This is a genomic window from Streptococcus halotolerans (genome assembly GCF_001598035.1).
GTDB lineage: Bacteria > Bacillota > Bacilli > Lactobacillales > Streptococcaceae > Streptococcus > Streptococcus halotolerans.
In genome coordinates this window covers 1,694,607-1,716,817 of record NZ_CP014835.1, presented here as the reverse complement: position 1 = coordinate 1,716,817, position 22,211 = coordinate 1,694,607, and the positions used below count along the sequence as shown (strand labels likewise).

General features: G+C 36.3%; 13 protein-coding genes. 6 read left to right on the top strand and 7 right to left on the bottom strand.

Translation table 11 applies throughout. The features are described from left to right. Positions 1-44: 44 nt before the first annotated feature. The 4 genes from A2G56_RS07900 to A2G56_RS07885 form a co-directional block, all read right to left on the bottom strand. Entirely contained in the window at positions 45-2,555 is a 2,511-nt protein-coding gene (locus A2G56_RS07900) for an ABC transporter permease (RefSeq protein WP_062711179.1), read from the bottom strand. Further along, positions 2,555-3,235, bottom strand: coding sequence for an ABC transporter ATP-binding protein (locus A2G56_RS07895; protein ID WP_062711176.1), 681 nt, complete (start codon positions 3,233-3,235; stop codon positions 2,555-2,557). The genes A2G56_RS07900 and A2G56_RS07895 overlap by 1 nt, the downstream gene beginning before the upstream one ends. Before the next feature lie 82 nt (positions 3,236-3,317). Further along, positions 3,318-4,028: a sensor histidine kinase gene (locus A2G56_RS07890; protein WP_172793796.1), complete on the bottom strand. Its 711-nt coding sequence runs from the start codon at positions 4,026-4,028 to the stop codon at positions 3,318-3,320. A gap of 144 nt (positions 4,029-4,172) precedes the next feature. Next, on the bottom strand, positions 4,173-4,829 hold the full coding sequence (locus A2G56_RS07885; protein WP_062711170.1) for a response regulator transcription factor: 657 nt from the start codon (positions 4,827-4,829) through the stop codon (positions 4,173-4,175). Between the two features lie 260 nt (positions 4,830-5,089). Between A2G56_RS07885 and A2G56_RS07875 the strand changes: the two genes are divergently transcribed. Further along, positions 5,090-6,195, top strand: a protein-coding gene (locus A2G56_RS07875; RefSeq protein WP_099091480.1) for an IS3 family transposase whose coding sequence is annotated in 2 segments (ribosomal slippage) — positions 5,090-5,366 and positions 5,366-6,195 — 1,107 coding nt in all. Because the reading frame shifts where the segments join, the coding sequence is not laid out codon by codon here. A gap of 323 nt (positions 6,196-6,518) precedes the next feature. Here A2G56_RS07875 and A2G56_RS07870 read toward each other — a convergent pair. Together A2G56_RS07870 and A2G56_RS07860 are read right to left on the bottom strand one after the other, a co-directional pair. Next, complete coding sequence (locus tag A2G56_RS07870) at positions 6,519-8,207, bottom strand: ABC transporter ATP-binding protein (protein ID WP_062711164.1); 1,689 nt, start codon at positions 8,205-8,207, stop codon at positions 6,519-6,521. 930 nt (positions 8,208-9,137) lie between these two features. Then, positions 9,138-9,338, bottom strand: a complete 201-nt coding sequence (locus A2G56_RS07860) for a hypothetical protein (RefSeq protein WP_062711158.1) — start codon at positions 9,336-9,338, stop codon at positions 9,138-9,140. Between the two features lie 349 nt (positions 9,339-9,687). Here A2G56_RS07860 and A2G56_RS07855 point away from each other — a divergent pair, with 349 nt between their 5' ends. The 3 genes from A2G56_RS07855 to A2G56_RS07845 are packed head-to-tail and all read left to right on the top strand — an operon-like array spanning position 9,688 to position 12,134. Next, positions 9,688-10,410, top strand: a complete 723-nt coding sequence (locus A2G56_RS07855; RefSeq protein ID WP_062711156.1) for an ABC transporter ATP-binding protein — start codon at positions 9,688-9,690, stop codon at positions 10,408-10,410. Continuing rightward, positions 10,407-11,504 (top strand): ABC transporter permease, encoded by a 1,098-nt coding sequence (locus A2G56_RS07850; protein ID WP_062711154.1) that lies wholly within the window; start codon positions 10,407-10,409, stop codon positions 11,502-11,504. Before A2G56_RS07855 ends, A2G56_RS07850 begins: the two co-directional genes overlap by 4 nt. Before the next feature lie 24 nt (positions 11,505-11,528). Beyond that, the gene (locus tag A2G56_RS07845; RefSeq protein ID WP_062711153.1) at positions 11,529-12,134 is read left to right on the top strand and encodes a TetR/AcrR family transcriptional regulator; all 606 of its coding nucleotides are present in this window, start codon (positions 11,529-11,531) and stop codon (positions 12,132-12,134) included. 389 nt (positions 12,135-12,523) lie between these two features. Here the strand turns inward: A2G56_RS07845 and A2G56_RS07840 are convergent, their stop codons facing one another. Continuing rightward, entirely contained in the window at positions 12,524-13,762 is a 1,239-nt protein-coding gene (locus tag A2G56_RS07840; RefSeq protein WP_237334404.1) for a peptidoglycan bridge formation glycyltransferase FemA/FemB family protein, read from the bottom strand. 270 nt (positions 13,763-14,032) lie between these two features. On the opposite strand from A2G56_RS07840, the gene A2G56_RS07835 reads away from it, so the two are divergent. Both A2G56_RS07835 and A2G56_RS10495 read left to right on the top strand, forming a co-directional pair. Beyond that, complete coding sequence (locus A2G56_RS07835; RefSeq protein WP_062711148.1) at positions 14,033-15,322, top strand: glycosyltransferase; 1,290 nt, start codon at positions 14,033-14,035, stop codon at positions 15,320-15,322. Positions 15,323-15,946: 624 nt separating this feature from the next. Beyond that, on the top strand, positions 15,947-22,021 hold the full coding sequence (locus A2G56_RS10495) for a MucBP domain-containing protein (RefSeq protein WP_062711146.1): 6,075 nt from the start codon (positions 15,947-15,949) through the stop codon (positions 22,019-22,021). The last annotated feature ends 190 nt before the right edge of the window (positions 22,022-22,211 follow it).

Sequence of the window (22,211 nt, the reverse complement as noted above, 5' to 3'; positions counted from 1 at the left end):
AAAAAACGTTTTATACGTAATTCTATATAGTCATTAAGCAATTGCTATATTCTCTTCCATTTGAATATATTTGGAATTATGAAAACTATTGATATAGATAATGGTAATGTTACTAAAATTGGCCATGTTACAAACTGGTATTTAAACATAATCATTTGACCAGCTATCATATTGACAATTTTATACGTTAAGCCAATTCCAAAAAGTAATACAGTAACATATGTGAGAACAATTCTGATAATTCCCTCTGCATAAAGCATTGTTTTAATTTGTTTATATGTCATTCCAATAGCATGCAGTGTATTCAGCTCATCTCGTCTTTCATTGATTGTCATATATGTTAAATTGATAAAGTTTAATATTCCAATCAGAGCAACTATAAAACTAAGAGATCCCCCAATAAATATGAACATTTGTTTCATGTGTTTGAATCCTTCTTTATAGGCACTACGTGATTCTAAATCAAGGAGTGGTTTTTCCTTTTCGCAATAATCTAACAATCGTTTTTCTATATTCTTAATATGAGCTTTATCTACATCGATAAAAACCTTCATTACTTTGTTGCTAGTTGAATATGAAGTATATTCAGAAAGAGGTAACATGATATTCATATCCATTGAACGTGAAAAACCTGGCCCCATAGCATAAGGAAGACAGCCAATACCCATTACCTCATAGGTCTTATTACTTCCATCAGGCAACTTAACACTAATTGAATCACCAACTTTATAAAATGAATACTTGCTATCATCTTTAGAACCCTTCATAGGAGTTGAAATAACTACATAGTTTCCACTATTAAACTTTTCCCAGTCAACAACTCCAGATTTCATTTCTAAATTTTTATAAATCATTTGATCTAATCCAAATATACTGCTATAAATATTATGATTTTTTGAAATTTCATTTTTAAGATCTTTAGAGTCCTCAGGATCAATATCATCTTTTATCATTTTATAAAATGACCTAACCCTTTTTAATGGCATTCCTTCAACCTTATGAACAGATAGAGACATGGCAATTGCTCCAATTTCTTCTATTCCTGTCAATTTTTTGAAATAATCAATATCAGTTTGACTTACCCCTTCATAATTTAATTCATTCGACTGTTTGTTAAACAATGAGGCATCTGCAATTGTAAAATCTGAATTTGCAAAACTCTTAACATAAAGATTTTCATCAAAACTTGCTACCAAGGTACCAGTAATATTAAGCATTATAATACTTAAAGCCATCGAAAACACAACGAAAAGAGACTTCATTTTATGACGTCCTAAATTTTGCCATGCCATCATTACTGGAGAAACTTTATATTTTTTGCGAAATGTTCTATTATTTGTATTTGCAGTGGATGTATATCGGATAGCCTCAATCGGAGATATTCTACTTACAATTTTACAAGGTCTTAAACAACTCACTCGAACTGTGAGCCATGAAAAAACGGCACTTATGACAAAAAACCATATATTGAATTCCATGTTAAATGGAATGCTTACCATATTGTTAATTATGAATGGAATGATTACCAATGAAGCAAGATAGCCAAAGAGCAAACCGATTGGGATAGCAAAGATACTCATCATAATGGCTTGTCCTATAACAAGCTTTTTAAGTTGTTTATTTGTTGTACCAATAGTTTTTAAAAGACCAAAATACTGAATATCTGCAGTAACTGAAATATTGAAAATATTACTAATAATTAAATATCCTGAAATGAAAATAACACCAAGTAAGAAACCTACTATCGCTATACTTGTCGAGTCAATAGATGATGCAGAATATGCCCAATTTACTCCTTCATTAACTTCTTTTCCAAAACCTAATCGAGATTTTAAATCATTAACTTGTTTATTAATATTAATAGAGTTACGAAAATTAAAAATAGGATTAATCGACCCTGCATAGGAATTTTCACCCATAAATTGACTTTTTTCAGATTCATTTTGCCAAATAGGTGAAAAGTCTTCTTGAAATTTTTTAGAAACAAATATTTGATTAGTAAGTGTAGCCGTAGGTTTTTCCCACATACCACTAATAATAAAATCACCTTCATAAGTGTTAATCCCATTGTAAATGGTTAAGTGGATTTTCTGACCTACTTTTCGTGGAATGCCAAAGTTATCAATAACATTGGTACTAGTAGCAATCTCGTTATATTTTTTGGGTAGCTTGCCAATTGTGGGGAGAGCAAATGAATGTTTTGCATTATCAGTTTCGGTATACCTGATTTCAGTATAATCTTCTCGTAATTCTTCATTTATTGGTTGACCAACAATTACATTATAGCTTAGACGATTTATTTGATCATCTTTTGAGAGCTTATTAAATTGTTCTTTAGTTAAGTATTTAAATCCTGCATGAGAATCTGTTCCTACCTGATACATGGCAGACTTTTCCATACCTTTTATCATACTACCTGCAACAGTAAAAACGCTAGTCATCATAAACGCAGTTAATGAAATAGCAATTGTTAGAATAAGATTTCTTAATTTATTGGCTTTCATGTTTTTTCTACAAAGAGTGAAAAGCCAATTGCGACTATCTACTTTATGCATCAAGACCACCCGCCTTTAGGGACAATTCTGCCATCTTCAATTCTTATAATCCGGTCTGCCATTTGAGCTATCTCTTCATTATGAGTTATCATAACGACAGTTTGATTGTATTTTTCACCTGTTACTTTTAGAAGACCAATAACATCCTGACTTGTTTTTGAATCTAAATTTCCTGTAGGTTCATCAGCTAAGATTATAGAAGGTTTAGTAGCAATTGCCCTTGCAATGGCCACTCTTTGTTGCTGACCACCTGATAGTTGATTTGGCATGCTATTTATTTTTCCCTTTAGTCCTAGTGAAGTAATGATTGAATTTATGTACTCTTCATCAACTACATTCCCGTCTAGTTCAATAGGGAGTATTATATTTTCGTAAACATTAAGTACAGGTACCAGATTATATGCTTGAAATATAAAACCAATTTTTCTTCTTCTAAAAATAGTTAATTCTTCATCTTTTAATGAAAAAATTTCTTTTCCATCTACAATCACATTACCTTCAGATGGTCTATCCAATCCTCCAAGCATATTAAGTAATGTTGACTTACCACTACCACTGGAACCTACAATAGCTACGAATTCCCCATGTGATACAGTCATGTCTACCCCATCAATTGCTTTTACGACAATATCCGATTGCTTATAATATTTTTTTAATGCTGTTACTTTTAACACTTCCATATTTTTACCTCCAAGGTTAAAAAAATACTAAGTATTTCTATCTATACTTAGTATAATTCTTCATTCTTTCCAAATTCTTTCGTCATTCTTTCACTTTTGAAAGTATTGGGAAGCAAATATCAAAAGTGCTACCTATTCCAACCTTTGATTTAACTCTTATATAGCCACCATGATCTTCAATTATCTGACGTGCAAGGAATAAACCAACCCCAATTCCATCACTTTCATCCGAATAACAACCTCTATAAAACCGGTTAAATATCCTTGGTATTTCATCTTCAGATATTCCCGGACCTCTATCAGAAATACTTATACCACAAAACATTTCAAAACAAAAAATACTTATACGTATCCTAGTATCTTCTTCGGAATACTTAATAGCATTATCTAAAATATTATAGACAGCCTCTGACACCCATTTTTTATCAGCATTAATAATCGTGTCCCCCGATATGACACTATCAATCACTATATTCTTACAAAGAGCTTTAGGATGTCCTTGTTCAGCGACTTTATTAACAATTTCAGAAAGTAAGACCTCTTCTTCTTTATAATGAAATATTCCAACTTCAAGTCTAGACATTTTAGTTAAAGCATTTATGAGATCCTCTAACTTCTTACTATGTAGAGAAATTTCGTTAACATAATCTTTTATAACATCATCTTTTGAAACCTCTGATAGCAATTGAGAATACATTTTTATGTTTGTTAAGGGAGTTTTGATTTGATGTGATATGTCTGTAATTAGTTCTTTAAGCCTCTCTTTTTCTTCTCTTATATTTTTTTCAGACATTACGGAACTACTAAGGTACCGCATAAATTTGGTTTGAAATTTTGATAGCTCAGTCTCATTAAACGTTTCTTCTCGAAACTCACCTTTTATCGCAGAATCCAACATTTCATTTAATATTGTAAATTCGTTTTTTCTGAACATGTTTCACCCCACTTTAAAAACATATCCAATACCGTAAACCGTATGAATTAACTTAGTTTCGCTTGTTTCAATTTTATCTCTCAATCTTTTAATTGTTACAGAAAGAGCATTTTCATCTACATACAATTGATTCTGCCACACATGATCAATTAATTTCTCCCTAGAAAGTATGGTATTCTCGTTTTCAACTAAGTACTTTAGCAGACGAATCTCCGTTTTACTTAATTCTAACTCAGATTCATTACATCTAAATTCAAAAGAATTGAAATCAAGAGATAATCCATGATCATTATATGAGACTACTTCTTTATTTCGTGCTAAAAGTTTTTCAATTCGCAATCTTAATACCATAAGTGAAAATGGTTTAGTGACATAATCATCTGCCCCTGATTCAAGTCCTTCTACTTCTACTATTTCCGTATCATTTGCTGTTAAAATTAAAACTGGTTTACTTGATGTTTTTCGATACTCTTTTAAAAAATCTAAACCGTTACCGTCCGGAAGATTGATATCTAATATGATAAGATCAGCGCTATTTATATCTTGAATTTCAGATAAGTTATAGAAGTTTACAAAATCATATTTTTCTTTTCCAAGAGTCAATTCAATTCCTCGATTAATTGATTTATCGTCTTCTATGATATATATTTTCTTTTTCAATATAGTAGCCCCACGTTACATCATTCAGCTCTATTCCACTTGACAATTGATAATAGCAGTTTCTCTATGTCAATTATATCATACGATAAATATGATGCTGATAGTTATTCTACTCAAATCAATCATTTATTAATATGCAAGATATATCGCCTAAATGTTTCTAATCGTATTACCTAGTTTGTTAATATTTGTGAATCGGTTACACTAAACTAGACAGAATTTATAAAGTGTCCTATAGTAATCAAAAACAGGAGAAATTTATGTCTAGAAGAGTACGTCGTCAATTCACAGATAACTTTAAACAACAAATCGTTGACCTTCACAATGCAGGTATGAAACGTAGCGAAATCATCAAAGAATATGATTTAACCCCCTCAACCTTTGACAAATGGGTGAGACAAGCCAAAACAACTGGTTCCTTCAAATCGGTTGATAATCTAACAGATGACCAACGGGAGCTCATAGCCCTTAGAAAACGCAATAAAGAACTCGAAATGCAGCTAGACATCCTAAAGCAAGCGGCAGTGATTATGGCACAAAAAGGCAAATAATCACTGCTAACAAGGATAAATACAGTATTTCAGCCTTGTGTCGTTGGTTGAACCTCCCTCGTTCCAGCTATTACTACAAAGCCATAGAGCCAGTATCGGAAACAGAGCTTGAAGAAAAAGTTAAGCAGATTTTCCTTGAGAGCAAATCTAGATATGGTGCTCGAAAGATCAAGAAATGTCTGGAAACAGGAGGAATCCTCTTGTCTCGTCGTCGCATTCGTCGGATCATGAAGCGATGGAATCTCGTATCTGTTTACCAGCAGACTACCTTCAAGTCGCATTCTAAAGGGAAAAATGAAGCACCCATTCCAAATCGCTTAGCTAGACAATTCAATCGAAAAAGGCCACTTGAAGCGATTGTAACAGACTTGACTTATGTCCGTGTTGGTAAGCGCTGGGCCTATGTTTGCTTAATAATAGACCTCTATAATCGTGAAATCATTGGTCTGTCAGTCGGTTGGCAGAAGACTGCAGAGCTCGTAAAGCAAGCGATTCAGAGTATCCCTTATGCCCTAACCAAGGTCAATCTTTTCCATTCTGATCGTGGTAAGGAGTTTGATAATCAGCTGATTGATGAGGTGTTAGGAGCATTCGGTATCACCCGTTCACTTAGTCAAGCAGGCTGTCCTTATGACAATGCCGTGGCTGAAAGTACTTATCGTTCCTTCAAAGTTGAGTTTATTAATCAAGAAATCTTTCATTCGCTTGAAGAACTAAATCTTAAAACCAAGGACTACGTCCACTGGTGGAATCATCAGCGCATTCACAGCAGTCTCAACTATCAAACCCCCATGGCTAGGCGAGTGATCGCTTAAGAAAAAACACTTTATAAAAATTGTACAGAAAAGTGTTGCCTTTTCATTGCGTAGTAAAATCTCTAAATTTTACTTTTCAATTTGTAAGAGGGATTAATAATAGCCCAATTTATAACATTTTATGTGTTGCGAAACATAAAAAATCTGGCTCATTTAATAGATTTAAAACTTTAAAAGCCTAGAAAATCAACTATTTATGTTCCCATATTGTATAACAGCTACAAGTAAGGGACATCTGACTATACAGAAAAAAGCCTTTGATGAAAGGCTTTTTTGCTTGTTTCGAGAAGATTTGTCTCATCGTTTATCCTATCAATGATGATTTAGTTTACATTAGATTTGTATAACTTGTAAAAATCTCCTCTTAAATTCAATAACTCTTGAAAATGACCACTCTCACAAACTTTTCCTTTTTTGAAAACTATAATTCTATCAACCCCTTTAATACTTTCAAGTCTATGAGCAATAATAATGACTGTCTTATTTTTAAATTCTCTTAATAATTTATACATTATTTTTTGTTCAGTAATATTATCTAGCGCCGAAGTTGCTTCATCTAGAATTATCAGCTCTGCCTTATCAAAATACAGTCTTGCTAAGGCTATTCTTTGTCTTTCACCACCAGACACAATAATACCTTTCTCTCCAAGTTCTGTATCGAGACCTAGCTCTAAGTTTGTATAAAAGTCTAGTAACTCTACTTTTTTCAATACATTAATGATATCTTCATCGCTTATTTCTTTGTCAAGTACAATATTTTCTCTTAATGTTCCCTCAAATATTGTTGACTCTTGAGGTAAATAGCTAATCTGTTTGTACAAGTGTTCCAATCTCAACTCACTCAATGTCACATCCCCTAAAAAAATCTCACCGTTATCAGGTTTAATCAGACCAAGTATTATTTTTATTAGTGTTGATTTTCCACTTCCGCTTGCCCCTACAAAAGCTGTTGTGCTATTCTTTTTTATGGTTAAATTAAACTCTTTAAATAAATGAAATGTTTTGTTATAAGAAAAGGTTAGGTCAGTTATTCTAATGTCATCATTTTTCAACTCGTAACATTTGCCATTATAAAGGTGAGAATCATCTTTACCATTTAAAAAATCAAGATATCTTTGAATGGCTAATTGGTTAAGTTTATAATCAACATAAATAACATTGAAAATGGCTATTGGCTCGTAAGCTTTCCCAAGTAAGGTTACAATGGCAACAATAGATCCTACAGATAATTTAGCTTCAAATACTGCATAAGCAAGTACCACTATCTTTAGAAAATTAATGATTAAACCAAAAATAGCAAAGAATAATTCATGAACCATTGTTAATTTAGTTCTTGCATTAGTAATTGAACGTGCACTTTTTGATAATGTCCTACTTTCGGAAGTATATCTGTTATTTAGTCTAAACAAAACCATTTCCATAAGCCCTCTTACTAACCTTTTATTAAATAATTCTTGGTTAATAAGAATATGCTCTTTAATGGCGTATAATTTTTTCAATAACAATGTTGTGGTTAGGGCAATAAAAACATATCCTATCAAAATATAAAATAGAAGTCTCTTTTCAAAATTATAAATTAAATATAGACTTAAAAGGACATTGGGAACGAGTTCTCGAATGAGTGTTAACCAGAAGCTAGTAATCGTGTTTCGAAGTGCAAGAGCACCTTCTTCGATTTTCTGTATTAACTGTCCAACGCCATATTTTTGGTAGTTACTATAATCAATTCGACTAATCTTATCAATTGATAAGAGTTTGAAATCTAAATATAATCCTTCAAATAACTGTTGATGAGGATAATTATCTAAATAAGCAAGTATTGTCGGAACAATTAATAGTAAACTGTATCTTATTATATTTCCCCAGCTAAGCAATCCCTTAGGATAGGTATCAATGATTACCTGAAAATAGGAAATTGAGACAAGATTAAGTGAATTAATGACAATACCTAGTACTATATAATATAATAATAACAATCTTTTTTGTTTTAAAACACCAATTATCGCTTTCATTTATGCCTCCGTTTTTATACCTTGTGATACAAAAAGAACCTCTTTCATGCACAGCAAAAAAACACAAGGTATTGTGATTTTTTGCCATTCATGAAGAAGTTCTAAAGGCTCATCATTATTCCTCTGATACAAACGTATCATATGATAGTAAAACGCGAATGGCGAATTGGATTACTATACTTATAGTATACTAAAGTTTACGTCTAGGTTCAATAACATTTTAGAATAGTGACATCAATTTTATGTCGTCATTTCTCATTGACACAACACAGTTATTCTTTCTTAATTGATTACAGCCATTCCTTTATTATCAGTATAATGCAAAAAAACCTACTAATGCCGATAATATAATAACCAATATCATAAAAATGATATTTTCTTTAGCTGGAGAAATGGACTTAAAATACACATTTTTTTTTGCAGCTAACCCCCATCCGTAGCCTTCTGGAATGATGGATTCTAGGATAAGACATATTAGAAGAGGCAATATAACCAGTAATGTGTCAAAATGTCTTGTGAATAAAAAAACATTAGATATTACTAGAAACAACTGTATTATTTTAATAACGCGAACTTTATACAATTCTCTATACTTTTCCATATTTGCCCTTTCGTTGTAAGTAAAAAATAGATAATATAGAATATACTAGTCCTATCCTTTAACTAAGACTACGACCAAAAAATAAACCATAGAGACAAATGAAATTTTGCAACCACTAATCTTTCTAACCTCATTATATCAAATTAACTATTACGTTGGAACCGTTTTCATTTCATGAATTTCTCTTTATTTTCAAATATTTTTTAAAATTCAAAACGTTACAATCCTAATAAATCAACTATTTACGCCCCTATATAATATGCAAACTATATGTAGGGAGCATAATGCAATATTTGAAGCAAGCCTTTAGTATAGGGCTTTTTTGAGTGTCATTTTTCTTGAAAAATAAAATCATATAACCATTGAAGATTAATAATAGATTCGTCAACTCTTTTCAAAAGAGATTTTACAAGGTCATTAATTTCTTTGCTAACTTCTTTTTGTTCTTTAAACGTCACAGGATAGGTCTCTAAGTCCATTGTACTGATATCAAGTATTGAACAAGCAACACTTTTCTGTACAAAATTCATAAAGTGTTTTTTCTTAATCGTTTATGCGCTTGATCCTTGGTGTATGATAGTTTAGAGATTTTCTAGAAATTCTATTTTTCTTATCAGTTAAACAGATAAAACAGGCCGTGAAATACCATTAACATCCATTTCCCTAGAACAACCACATTGTCTTTTCAATATTCGACAAATGATAGAAAACAAAGTCCTTAGCACTCAATTGCTAATGGCTTTTTGATTGGCGTGTCGTTAGCTAGCACCACGAGTAAAAAAAAATAACAAACAACTATTGACAAGTGAGTAATCACTAACTATAATATCTCCTTAGGTGAGTGATTACTCACTACTTTTTTTAGAGGAGCTATTCATAATGACTAAAATTATTGAATTAACAAATTTGCAAAAAGCCTTTTCCTCACAGATCGTTTTGAACCATATTGATCTTGCTGTTACAAAAGGTGAAATTATCGGTCTAATTGGACCTTCGGGGGCTGGTAAGTCAACAATGATCAAAACAATGCTTGGTATGGAAAAAGCTGACGGTGGTTCAGCCCTTATCTTGAAAACGACTATGCCTAATCGAGAAATATTAAATAAAATCGGTTATATGGCACAATCAGATGCCCTCTATGACTCCTTAACAGGGATAGAGAATCTTAATTTTTTTGGAAAAATGAAGGGGGTTTCTAAATCCTTGTTGCCAACTCAAATTGAGCACGTTGCAAAAGTTGTCGAGTTAGACAATCATCTCAACAAGCTCGTATCTGGCTACTCCGGAGGTATGAAACGAAGATTATCGTTAGCAATCGCTTTATTAGGTAATCCAGAACTACTTATTTTAGATGAGCCAACCGTTGGTATTGATCCTTCATTAAGACGTAAGATTTGGAAAGAATTAACTAGCATTAAAAATGAGGGACGCACTATTTTTATCACTACGCATGTCATGGATGAAGCTGAATTAACCAATAAAGTAGCATTATTATTACACGGGAATATCATTGCCTTTGATACCCCCTCTAATTTGAAGAATCAATTTCACGTTAATACCATTGAAGAAGTGTTTTTGAAAGCCGAAGGAGAAAAAATATGAGAATTGTTGCCATAACCCAAAAGGTTCTAAAAGAACTTTTTCGAGACAAAAGAACACTTGCCATGATGTTTATTGCTCCAATCTTAATCATGTTCTTGATGAATGTTATCTTCTCAGCTAGCAACAACACTCATATTACTATTGGGACAATAAAACTTGAAGATAACCTAGCAACCAATCTCAATCATATCAAACATGTCAAAGTTGTCCCCTACGATACCGTGAAAACGGCTAGCAAAGACATTCAAAATAATGACATTGACGCTTATATTTCAGAAGAAGATACTTCCTACAAAATCCGCTATGCTAACACTGATTCTTCAAAAACTGCATTAACTAAACAAGCCTTTAACACAGCACTTAATGTTAGTAAAATGAAAGGTCTTTCAGAGACGTTAGCAAAAATGACAGCTGAAAATCCCACCCCCAAAAGATTAGTTTCAAACCAATCTAAAAAAATTAAGGAATCCTATCATTATGGTGATCAAGATACTGGTTTTTTCGCAAAAATGATTCCGATACTTATGGGGTTCATGGTGTTTTTCTTTGTTTTTCTAATTTCTGGTATGGCACTCTTAAAAGAGCGTACTTCAGGTACACTTGACCGTCTGCTTGCTACTCCGGTCAAACGCAGTGATATTGTCTTTGGTTACATGCTTTCCTATGGTATTATCGCTATTATTCAGACTATTGTTATCGTATTATCAACTATTTGGCTACTAGATATTCAAGTCGTTGGCCATATTGCTAATGTCATTGTAATCAATTTTGTTTTAGCTCTAGTTGCCCTATCTTTTGGCATTCTAATGTCAACACTAGCAAAATCTGAATTTCAAATGATGCAATTCATACCACTAATAGTCATGCCTCAATTATTCTTTTCTGGTATTATCCCGTTGGAAAATATGGCAGAATGGGCACAAACCATTGGTAAGGTATTGCCTCTTTACTATGCAGGAGATGCCCTAACAAACATCATCATGCATGGAAAAGAACTGTCAACTATTTACCCTAATATCCTGGTTCTTTGTTTATTTCTCATACTTTTAACCGCTGCTAACATTATAGGTTTAAAACGTTACCGAAAAGTATGATATAATTTTTGAAAGGAGTTTAGAATGACAGATAATATTATTTTTTCAATCGAACAGTATATCCATACTCAAAAGATACCGAATGGTCAAAAAAAGGTTATTTTATCTGCTATTCAATTATTTGCCTCTCAAGGATTCCATGGGACGTCTACTGCTCAACTAGCACAACATGCTAATGTCAGCCAAGCGACTATTTACAAGTATTTTGACACTAAGGAAGCTATTTTAATCTATATCGTTAGGTTGATGACCTACACCATCAGCTCTCCATTCCTAGAGCAATTATCTACCTATTCAACTAAAGAAGAATTAATCCATTTTTTTGTTCAAGATCGCTTTCACTTTATTGATCATAATTATAAAGTTGTGAACATTATCCTACAAGAATTGTTGATCAATCCTGAAATGGTATCTGTCTTCAAAAATGTTCTAGAATCTGAAAATGAGGCAGTTAACCACATTTTCGAATGCTTAGGAAAAGGGAATGCTCTCACTAGATTGGAAATCGTCAGAGCCATTCTTAGCCCTTTATTAGCGTACTACTGTCAAATCCATGTTTTCAATATTGAGCCCCATAATATTGAAGATGATTTAAATCATATCGAAAATCAAATTCTTAAGTTATTGTAATCGTAAAAAAGATGGCCTAATGTTTTTGCTTACACGTACGATATTTGATTAGCGAACACTGCCCTTTGACAAACTAACTAGATAGCTAAAAATTGATAATATGAGACTTGAGTGACAACAGGACAGGCTCTCAGAAAGGTTACGGCAGTGATCTTTCTGAGAGTTTTTCTTTTTACAACAAAATCAAAAAGATTGAAGAAATTGTCCCAAATAGACTCTTTCTTCAATCTAAAAATCTTATGTCAGCTCTTTTTGGACTAGTCAGCGTATGCTACATGTCTCATTTTTTTGACAATCATCTTCTTTGAAGGTATTTGTGACTATCATGAATGCGATTGAACACAATGATAGAAGTTTCTAGCTTTGGCTTGTGCTATCCAATCAAATGATTATTTTTTCTTATAAATCCTGTAAAGACGGTTCGCCAATTGATAGAGTGGTTTATTAAGGGCCAAGTTGAATTCACCGATGTACTCCTCAATGACTGGTTTAAAGGATAACTTAAAGGTTGCTAGTCCTCCTTCAAGGTTTCCCTCAACGCCACCCATGTTTGCCCACTGCAAGCCTTCTTGATGACATCGTCTGAAAATTTCAGCATCTAAAAGGTACTGTGGATAGTAATGTTTAAAGCGTTCGTCCATGCTGGCATAGAGTAGTTCGATGCCAGAGCCAAAGCGAATGCCTAGCACTCCTGCCATGATTAATTGATTAGGATTTGTCTCAGACAGATCAGCTAATTCATCAACTTGATTTTTCACAGAAACTTCCTGTTGCTTGAGGTCTTTTAGTCGATTTTTCTGATGTTCTGGTGTATCGTGTATGGCTTTTTCTAACTGCGTCAAGCGCTCCTTTTGTTTGGCGAGTTGCTTTTCGATGTCAATCTTGGCAAAGTAAAATTCCGCCCTATCACCGTAAACATCCTTTAGCTTTTGAAAATAGTCATAGTTTCTTAACCGAATTTGCTTACGCTGTTCTGTTAACAGGACTAATTCTGAGAAGGATTTAACCTCATCTTCCTGACCTTTAACAATCTCAACACCTTTTTTACTGGCCTTTTTAATCAAGCGTTTGGCATGCTTTTGATAGTCATTGATAGCATCATCGTTTAAATATTTATTGGCCTGAAAACGAGGTTGAGCAGTATCTTTCAGCTCAGTCGTCAATCCTGACCACACAAAGCCCATCTTTTCCATACGACCAATCAAATCCTGACGATCACTAACTTCTTTGGCATCACTTCGATCAAAAAGAACCTGAGGGTCACATTTCAATAATAAGAATTTCTCTCTTCGTGCGTAGGCTTTTAAAGCTTTAAAAACAGAAAGGACTAACTCTGGATTGCCATAGTCAACGACTGGACCTCGAGGGACATAAGCGACCCTGACATGCTTCATAACTGTTTTGATAAGAATAGAAGCGCAAGCCACCAATTCTTGGTCGCGATAAAAAACGATCTGTTCTGATGCCCAGTTGCTTTTCACTTGTCCCCAAAGACTCGTTTGCAACAAATTGCCGTGAGGATGGTTTTCCACAAACCAATCAAATTCCGATTTGTCTTTCCCCACTTTCACTACAGATATAGTCACTGTTAATTGCTCCTTTGTCTCATTTTTTGTTTCTATTGCCATCCAATTATAACACACACGTTAACGTTACAAGAGAATGAATGTCATAACTTTTTCTAAATCAACAGATGATGTCTTATGGTTAACCTAACAGCCTATCATCCAAATAGCACTTGTTATGGCAAAATGGCCTAAAACAAGTTCTCAAAAGCCTCAAAACGCCCTATATTTGACTGTTGATTGGTATATCAGCTACTTTAGTGCACCCCGCTCAACACTTTTGACTTAATTTGATACAATAAATATCAACATTCTAAAGTTAAAGGTGACCTTATGACCGTCTATATTGTCAATGAAAAACTCGGAGCCATTCCATCTGGTATCGAAGTGTCTGAGAGATATCGCTTAACCATGTTTCAAGACGCTGGTTTTAAAACCATGATGATTTTTACAGATCTTACCCAAAATAAATCCATTCATGATTATTATGAAGAACTAGGTCTCAGTGGCGACTATATTGATTTGTTTCATTATTTAACAAACCGGCCTCCGCGTAAGGTGACGCGTGATGACTGGAAAATCATTAATGACATTGAAGCTCATCGCTTCTTTTATGAAGACACTCTTTTTTATAAAGAAATTTATGAAGTTATAGGTGGTTTTAGTGAGTTGACGCAACGGATTTTCTATGATGATTTTGGTCAGAAAATCCTCATCCAGTACTTTCAATACAACAATACAGCCTATGATTATCAAGGGCACTACTATAAAACGCACCAAGATTTATTAGTTCATTTTTATAATTTAATCGGTTTTAAAAGTAGTGATGTTGTCTTTTTTGATCGTGTCGAGGAGGTTGCGCCTGCGTTTTTCTTTTCGGTTGCAAGCCAAAAAAACATCAAAAGCTATATCAATATTATGAGTGAGCACATGGTAGACAGCATATGGAATCCAGGATACTCATTACTACCTTATTTGTCAAATAAGGTAACCGGTTTTGTGGTTAATACAAATGCGCAAAAAGAAGCCTTGTCTCTCTCGCTTAAACAGAACGATATTGAGATGGATCGTATCTACGTCGCTCAAATGAGTAGCAGCCCAAACATTCATCCAAAAGCTTATTATACCGAACGAAAGGGTTTTATAACAGCAAGTCGATTGGCTCCTGAAAAAAATCTAACAGCTTTGATTGACCAAGTAAGTCGCGCCCATGACAAAGATGATTCCATCACCCTAGATATTTACGGCGAAGGAGCAGAGCATTTAGAACTCGAAAAAATGATTCAAGACAAGCCTTATATTCGTTTGATGGGACATGTGTTATCAAAAGACATTCCCTACTATCAGTACAAGGCTTACGTGTCTACGTCCTTTGGGGAAGGATTGGGAAATACGCTACTTGAAGCGTTGTCGCAAGGAACACCTCCTATAGCTTGGAATAAACCCTATGGTGCTCCAGAAATCATTCAACAAGGTCTTTCAGGGATCCTATATGACAATCTGGATGACTTAGCAGATATACTGGTTCACTTTCCTGATCATGGCTTTCAAACTAGCAGTGTAAAGCGAGCCAATGATTATCATTTTTCAGCCGTGCAATCACGGTGGTTAACATTACTTTAACCTACCTTTCTTCCTATTTATAAAATAAGAGCTTATCTCAATTTCAGAGAATATCATCGAGTTGTTTTGTTTAGGACTGAAGGGTTCACAGAGATTAGAGGAGATTTATTTTTAATAAATACAACTTCTATTTTAGCTATCCACCGCTAAGTGGTAGACGTACCGATGACACCCTACCATAAGTTAAATATCCTTGCTTAACCTGAGATTAAGTTTGCCATTCATGAATACGTTTAAATCGTTTGCGTACTAGTTGCTTATACGCTACTAGTATGGTATGTTAGCTATATGGTAGTTTATTTTCCAATAAAAACCATATTAACTAAAAATTTAACTATAAAAATCGCAGAACATAATTAATGATTTTGCATTAATTTAACGGCATTGAGTTACTTCTCATTGCTTTAAAAGTCGGTGTGGCTGTTTCTTGATAACTTTTTTTAATTCAAAAAGTCTGAAAATACTAATCGTTTTCAGGAAATTGAACTAGAATGAATCATATAAACACAGATAATTCCACTAATCAATGACTATTAGTCTCAATCTAACGCGACACTAGAGAGATTTTAAAATAAGTTAAACATGCAGAAAAATAAAACTAGAACTAAAGGAGAATTTTATAGAATGGAACGTAGAGAGATATTTTCAATTCGAAAATTTAAACTCGGTGTTGCTTCCGCTTTGATTGGTGTAAGCCTGTTTGGTGGTCATGCAGTCTTAGCACAAGAAGCCACCTCAGGTACAACACAAGTCTCGCAAGCAACTCAAGGTAGTTCAGAAACAGACAACACTGCTTTAGCAAGTACACCTGTACCTACTTCTGAACCCACAGCACCACAAGATACAACCCCTGCTACTGAATCAGATCCAAAGAAACAACTAGTTATCACAGAAGCGAACTCTGAAGAACAAGATGCAGCAAAAACTCAAGCAACTTGTTGCGAAACTGTTACAAAATATGAAATCAAGGAAGATCCTACTAAAGATTTCGGCTATGCGGAAAATACGACTGAAGAAGGTGCAACGACTGGTACCATCGCATTAGGTGTCAAACCAAAAGTAGTTGAAGATGATAACACCATTCGCACCACACGCTACGAAGCAGGCAGCTTATCCTATGATAAAAGTGCCTATGAAAAATACAAAACAGGTGAGTCTAACATTGCGCCAAATCATGTAGTAGAAAACTTGGATGGACTAAACAAAATCGCAAAAGGCCAATACACTGACTTAATAAAAGCCTACGAAACAGTTGAAGCCAAAGAAATTCGCACCATTGAAGACACACTGCAAGTACAACAATTTGGCGAAGAAGGGGTCATTGATTTAAATAAAGTATTGGACTGGATGGCTACCCAAGAAAACCAACCAGTAATGACTGAGTTTAAATTAGTGGGATCCGACGGACATGAATCGTATTTAGCCTTATTCAAAGGCGCGGATGGCCGTAATTGGGTGTCTACGAATAAGTCAGAACAGGTGGTAGCGTCTGTTGTTGAAGGGAGTCAAGTATCGACAGTGACAGAAGCAGCCTCGTCTGCATTTAACGCACATATACGTGATTTTTATGATGGTCGTTCATGGCAAGAATTAACACCTGCTCAATTAGCGAAAAATCCTTCAACACTAGGAGGATTATATGGTATTGTAAATAGTGCCAGCCCAGAAGGTAGGCGTTTGCGTGGTCAAACCCCTTTGTTGACCGTCGTGAATGATGCGCATAATGTTGAAAACCGACAAGGCGATAACAAAGCGTATTTATATAACCATAATACGACAACTGATGTAACTTATACGGTATCCTATCGAACCGCCACAAAAACAACTAATGACAAGCGTGAGGCAAGTCCGTTTCCTGACTATAGCGGACAAGATGTTACTTATTCTAAAACAGCTTGGATGCCATTTAACAAGACCATTACATTAAAATCACATGTTGGCTATTATCCAGAAGTGACTAATGCCCGCATAACGGAAAATAGTGGAATAGCGGAAACTGCTCGTTTAAGTATTGCTGGAAATGAGTATCGCCGAGCAGTACTCGTGGATATTCAACCGACAACTGAACGTGCGATGGTGGACGGTAAAGAACACTATAAATACACAGAGTATGGCCTCAATCAAAAGACAGGTGAAAAAGTTATCCTTTCTGAAACACTAATACCTGTTGACGAAGTCCCAGCGGATCAAACACAGACAACATTCGTCTCTGAAGGGGTTGCCTTAACCTTACCCAAATTACAAGATGGTAATGTTGTTTTAACCAATAAAGCATTATTACAAGTGATTTATGATCAAAACTACAATATCAATAAACAGTCTATTTTACAAGATTACTACGGTATTTATGATGCGCGTCGATTAGCAGATAATCCTGACGGTTACGATGCATTATTTACTGGAGACGACACGACACGCCGCGCAACGGAGATGGATGATCGTAAGGCGACTTATAATATCAACCATCGTCCATATCGTACCGATGTCCGCCGCGAAATTCTAGCTGAAGTCGCTGATAAAAATGCGCCATTCCACCGTAATGTAACGATTACACCGAATGTGACAGTCAATCATTATTTAGAAGATGGAACCTTGTTAAAAACGGAAACGAAAGCAGCGACCGATACGCTAGATCCTTATTTTAGAGAGGGGTCACCAGAGTTTCTTAAAGATTATACCTATGTTCGCTCTGACATAGATGAGCAAGAATATATTTATAAAAAGGTAGAAAATCCCCAATATTACACAAAAGGATTTAATTTTGGGTCTGTAACAATTACTCAAACTGAGACAATGGGTACGGTTGCACCGCCATTCTTCTCATCAACTGATGGACGTAACGCAGGATTTGCCCTAACTTATGATAACTATGCGATTGTAGAAGCAGTTAGTCATGAACGAGCACAACAAGTGCGTGAAGGATTAGAACCAGAATACTGCGTAGCGGAAGAAGCGCGTCATATTCGCACCATTAATGTGTATTACAAAGAAATCCCTCGTAATAGTGAAGTGCCAAACGACTATCCAACAAAAGAATTACCTGAAGCAGAATTAACCACTAAAGAGGTAAAAGGCGATATTGTTGTTCATTACGTAGACGAAAATGGTAAGGCCATTGCACCAAACCAAGAAATACCAACTAAGCTCGTCAGAACTGAAACCTACATTGATGGACAACTCGCTGACGCAACCCCAACTAACGAGACCTACGATGCTACGACACCAGCATTAAAACCAGATGAAATTCCATTTGAAGGGGATAACTACCGCTTCATCCGTGTTCACGAAGAAAGCGAACCTGTGCAAGGGGATTACATCGAAGGTACTCGACATGTCGTTTATGTCTACAAGCTTAAAACAAGTGAAGTACCGAACGACTTCCCAACTGTGGAGAAACCAACGGCTGAATTAACCACTAAACAAGTGGACGGCAACGTCATCGTTCATTACGTAGACGAAAATGGTAAGACCATTGCACCAAACCAAGAGATCCCAACTAAGCTCGTCAGAACTGAAACCTACATTGATGGACAACTCGCTGACGCAACCCCAACTAACGAGACCTACGATGCTACGACACCAGCATTAAAACCAGATGAAATTCCATTTGAAGGCGACAACTACCGCTTCATCCGTGTTCATGAAGAAAGTGAGCCTGTGCAAGGAGACTACATCGAAGGCACTCGACACGTCGTTTATGTCTACAAGCTTAAAACAAGTGAAGTACCGAACGACTTCCCAACTGTGGACAGACCTACGGCTGAGCTAACCACTAAACAAGTGGAAGGAAATGTCATCGTTCATTACGTAGACGAAAATGGTAAGACCATTGCACCAAACCAAGAGATCCCAACTAAGGTCGTCAGAACTGAAACCTACATTGATGGACAACTCACTGACGCAACCCCAACTAACGAGACCTACGATGCTACGACACCAGCATTAAAACCAGATGAAATTCCATTTGAGGGGGACGACTACCGCTTCATCCGTGTTCACGAAGAAAGTGAACCTGTATCAGGGGAATACATTGAAGGCACTCGACACGTCGTTTATGTCTACAAGCTTAAAACAAGTGAAGTACCGAACGACTTCCCAACTGTGGAGAAACCAACGGCTGAATTAACCACTAAACAAGTGGACGGCAACGTCATCGTTCATTACGTAGACGAAAATGGTAAGACCATTGCACCAAACCAAGAGATCCCAACTAAGCTCGTCAGAACTGAAACCTACATTGATGGACAACTCGCTGACGCAACCCCAACTAACGAGACCTACGATGCTACGACACCAGCATTAAAACCTGACGAAATTCCATTTGAGGGGGACGACTACCGCTTCATCCGTGTTCACGAAGAAAGCGAACCTGTTGAGGGTGAGTATATTGAAGGCATTCGACACGTCATTTATGTCTACAAACTTAAAACAAGTGAAGTACCAAACGACTACCCAACAGTGGACAGACCAACGGCTGAGTTAACCACTAAAAAGGTAGAAGGAAATGTCGTCGTTCATTACGTGGATGAAAATGGCAAGGTCATTGCACCGAACCAAGAGCTCCCAACAAAAGAAGTTAGAACCGAAACCTACATTGACGGTGAGCTAGCTGAATCCGTACCAACTGGTGAAACGTACGATACAACCACACCGGAATTAAAACCTGACGAAATTCCATTTGAGGGGGACAACTACCGCTTCATCCGTGTTCACGAAGAAAGCGAACCTGTTGAGGGTGAGTATATTGAAGGCACTCGACACGTCGTTTATGTCTATAAACTCAAAACGAGCAACATCCCTAACGACTTCCCAACTGTGGAGAAACCAACGGCTGAGTTAACCACTAAACAAGTGGAAGGTAATGTCGTCGTTCACTACGTCGATGAAAATGGTAAGACCATTGCACCAAACCAAGAGATCCCAACTAAGGTCGTCAGAACTGAAACCTACATTGACGGTGAACTGGCTGAATCCGTACCAACTGGTGAAACGTATGATACAACCACACCAGCATTAAAACCTGACGAAATTCCATTTGAAGGCGACAACTACCGCTTTATCCGTGTTCACGAAGAAAGCGAACCTGTGCAAGGAGACTACATCGAAGGAACTCGACACGTCGTTTATGTCTACAAGCTTAAAACAAGTGAAGTACCGAACGACTACCCAACAGTGGACAGACCAACGGCTGAGTTAACCACTAAACAAGTGGAAGGTAATGTCGTCGTTCACTACGTCGATGAAAATGGTAAGACCATTGCACCAAACCAAGAGATCCCAACTAAGGTCGTCAGAACTGAAACCTACATTGACGGTGAACTGGCTGAATCCGTACCAACTGGTGAAACGTATGATACAACCACACCAGCATTAAAACCTGACGAAATTCCATTTGAAGGCGACAACTACCGCTTCATCCGTGTTCACGAAGAAAGCGAACCTGTGCAAGGAGACTACATCGAAGGCACTCGACACGTCGTTTATGTCTACAAGCTTAAAACAAGTGAAGTACCGAACGACTACCCAACAGTGGACAGACCAACGGCTGAGTTAACCACTAAACAAGTGGAAGGTAATGTCGTCGTTCACTACGTCGATGAAAATGGCAAGGTCATTGCACCGAACCAAGAGCTCCCAACAAAAGAAGTCAGAACCGAAACCTACATTGACGGTGAACTGGCTGAATCCGTACCAACTGGTGAAACGTACGATACAACCACACCGGAATTAAAACCTGACGAAATTCCATTTGAGGGGGATAACTACCGCTTCATCCGTGTTCACGAAGAAAGCGAACCTGTTGAGGGTGAATATATTGAAGGCACTCGACACGTCGTTTATGTCTACAAGCTTAAAACAAGTGAAGTACCAAACGACTACCCAACAGTGGACAGACCAACGGCTGAGTTAACCACTAAACAAGTGGAAGGAAATGTCATCGTTCATTACGTCGATGAAGATGGAAATGTTATTGCTAGTGACAATGTCAAAGATAAGAAAGTAGTCACAACGAAAACTTACATCAATGCCCAACTGGCTGAAGAGAGTAATGCACATGAGCCTTACAATGTCGATAATGAAACGGATAAACCAAGTACCATTGTCTTTAATGGAAAATCGTATGAACTAGTGAGAGTTCATCCAAATAGTGAGCCGGTGGAAGGGGAATTACGCGAAGGGACTATCCATGTGACTTACGTTTATAGACTCTTAACGGCACCGGAAGAACCAGAAAAACCAGGAGTACCAGAAGTGCCGGAAATTCCTGATACTCCTGAAGTACCGGAAGAACCAGAAAAACCGGAAGTGCCCGATACTCCTGAAGAGCCGGAAAATCCAGATGTACCAAACACCCCAGAAAAACCAGAAGTGCCAGAAAATCCTGAGGTACCGAAAGAACCAGAAACGCCGGAAACGCCTGAGGTGCCGAAAGTTCCTGAGTCACCTGAAAAACCAGGTACTCCAGACATGCCTGACACACCGAATGCTCCTAAGACTCCAGAATCTCCTGAGTCTCCAGTGACTCCGACAGCGTCAACACGTCGTAACAATTCTGATAAGTACATGGCAAAAGGTGTTGAAAACTTACCGAATACAGGTGAGACAAGCAGCTACCTAGCTGCAGCTTACGGTGGTATGGCAATCGGTCTAGCTGCCTTACTGGCTTCTAAGAAGCGTAAAAGAGATAGTGAAGACTAATTTTATCGCACTACTACTGATTAAATTTTTGTCAAGACATGTCCTGAATCGTTACAGACGATTGTCAACGACGAGTTGATCAAGTCAAAGGATCAAAGAGACCCCAACCGCTAGAGATACTAACGGTTGGGGTCTTTGGGTGTCTCAGATCTATAGAGCTAATTTTTTGCAAGCGCCCCATAACGGAGTC

Bases quoted from the DNA above. Each gene is read 5' to 3' on its own strand.
- A2G56_RS07900 (WP_062711179.1), bottom strand. From the start codon at position 2,555: ATGCATAAAGTAGATAGTCGCAATTGGCTTTTCACTCTTTGTAGAAAA.
- A2G56_RS07895 (WP_062711176.1), bottom strand. From the start codon at position 3,235: ATGGAAGTGTTAAAAGTAACAGCATTAAAAAAATATTATAAGCAATCG.
- A2G56_RS07890 (WP_172793796.1), bottom strand. From the start codon at position 4,028: ATGTCTGAAAAAAATATAAGAGAAGAAAAAGAGAGGCTTAAAGAACTA.
- A2G56_RS07870 (WP_062711164.1), bottom strand. From the start codon at position 8,207: ATGAAAGCGATAATTGGTGTTTTAAAACAAAAAAGATTGTTATTATTA.
- A2G56_RS07860 (WP_062711158.1), bottom strand. From the start codon at position 9,338: ATGAATTTTGTACAGAAAAGTGTTGCTTGTTCAATACTTGATATCAGT.
- A2G56_RS07855 (WP_062711156.1), top strand. From the start codon at position 9,688: ATGACTAAAATTATTGAATTAACAAATTTGCAAAAAGCCTTTTCCTCA.
- A2G56_RS07850 (WP_062711154.1), top strand. From the start codon at position 10,407: ATGAGAATTGTTGCCATAACCCAAAAGGTTCTAAAAGAACTTTTTCGA.
- A2G56_RS07845 (WP_062711153.1), top strand. From the start codon at position 11,529: ATGACAGATAATATTATTTTTTCAATCGAACAGTATATCCATACTCAA.
- A2G56_RS07840 (WP_237334404.1), bottom strand. From the start codon at position 13,762: ATGGCAATAGAAACAAAAAATGAGACAAAGGAGCAATTAACAGTGACT.
- A2G56_RS07835 (WP_062711148.1), top strand. From the start codon at position 14,033: ATGACCGTCTATATTGTCAATGAAAAACTCGGAGCCATTCCATCTGGT.
- A2G56_RS10495 (WP_062711146.1), top strand. From the start codon at position 15,947: ATGGAACGTAGAGAGATATTTTCAATTCGAAAATTTAAACTCGGTGTT.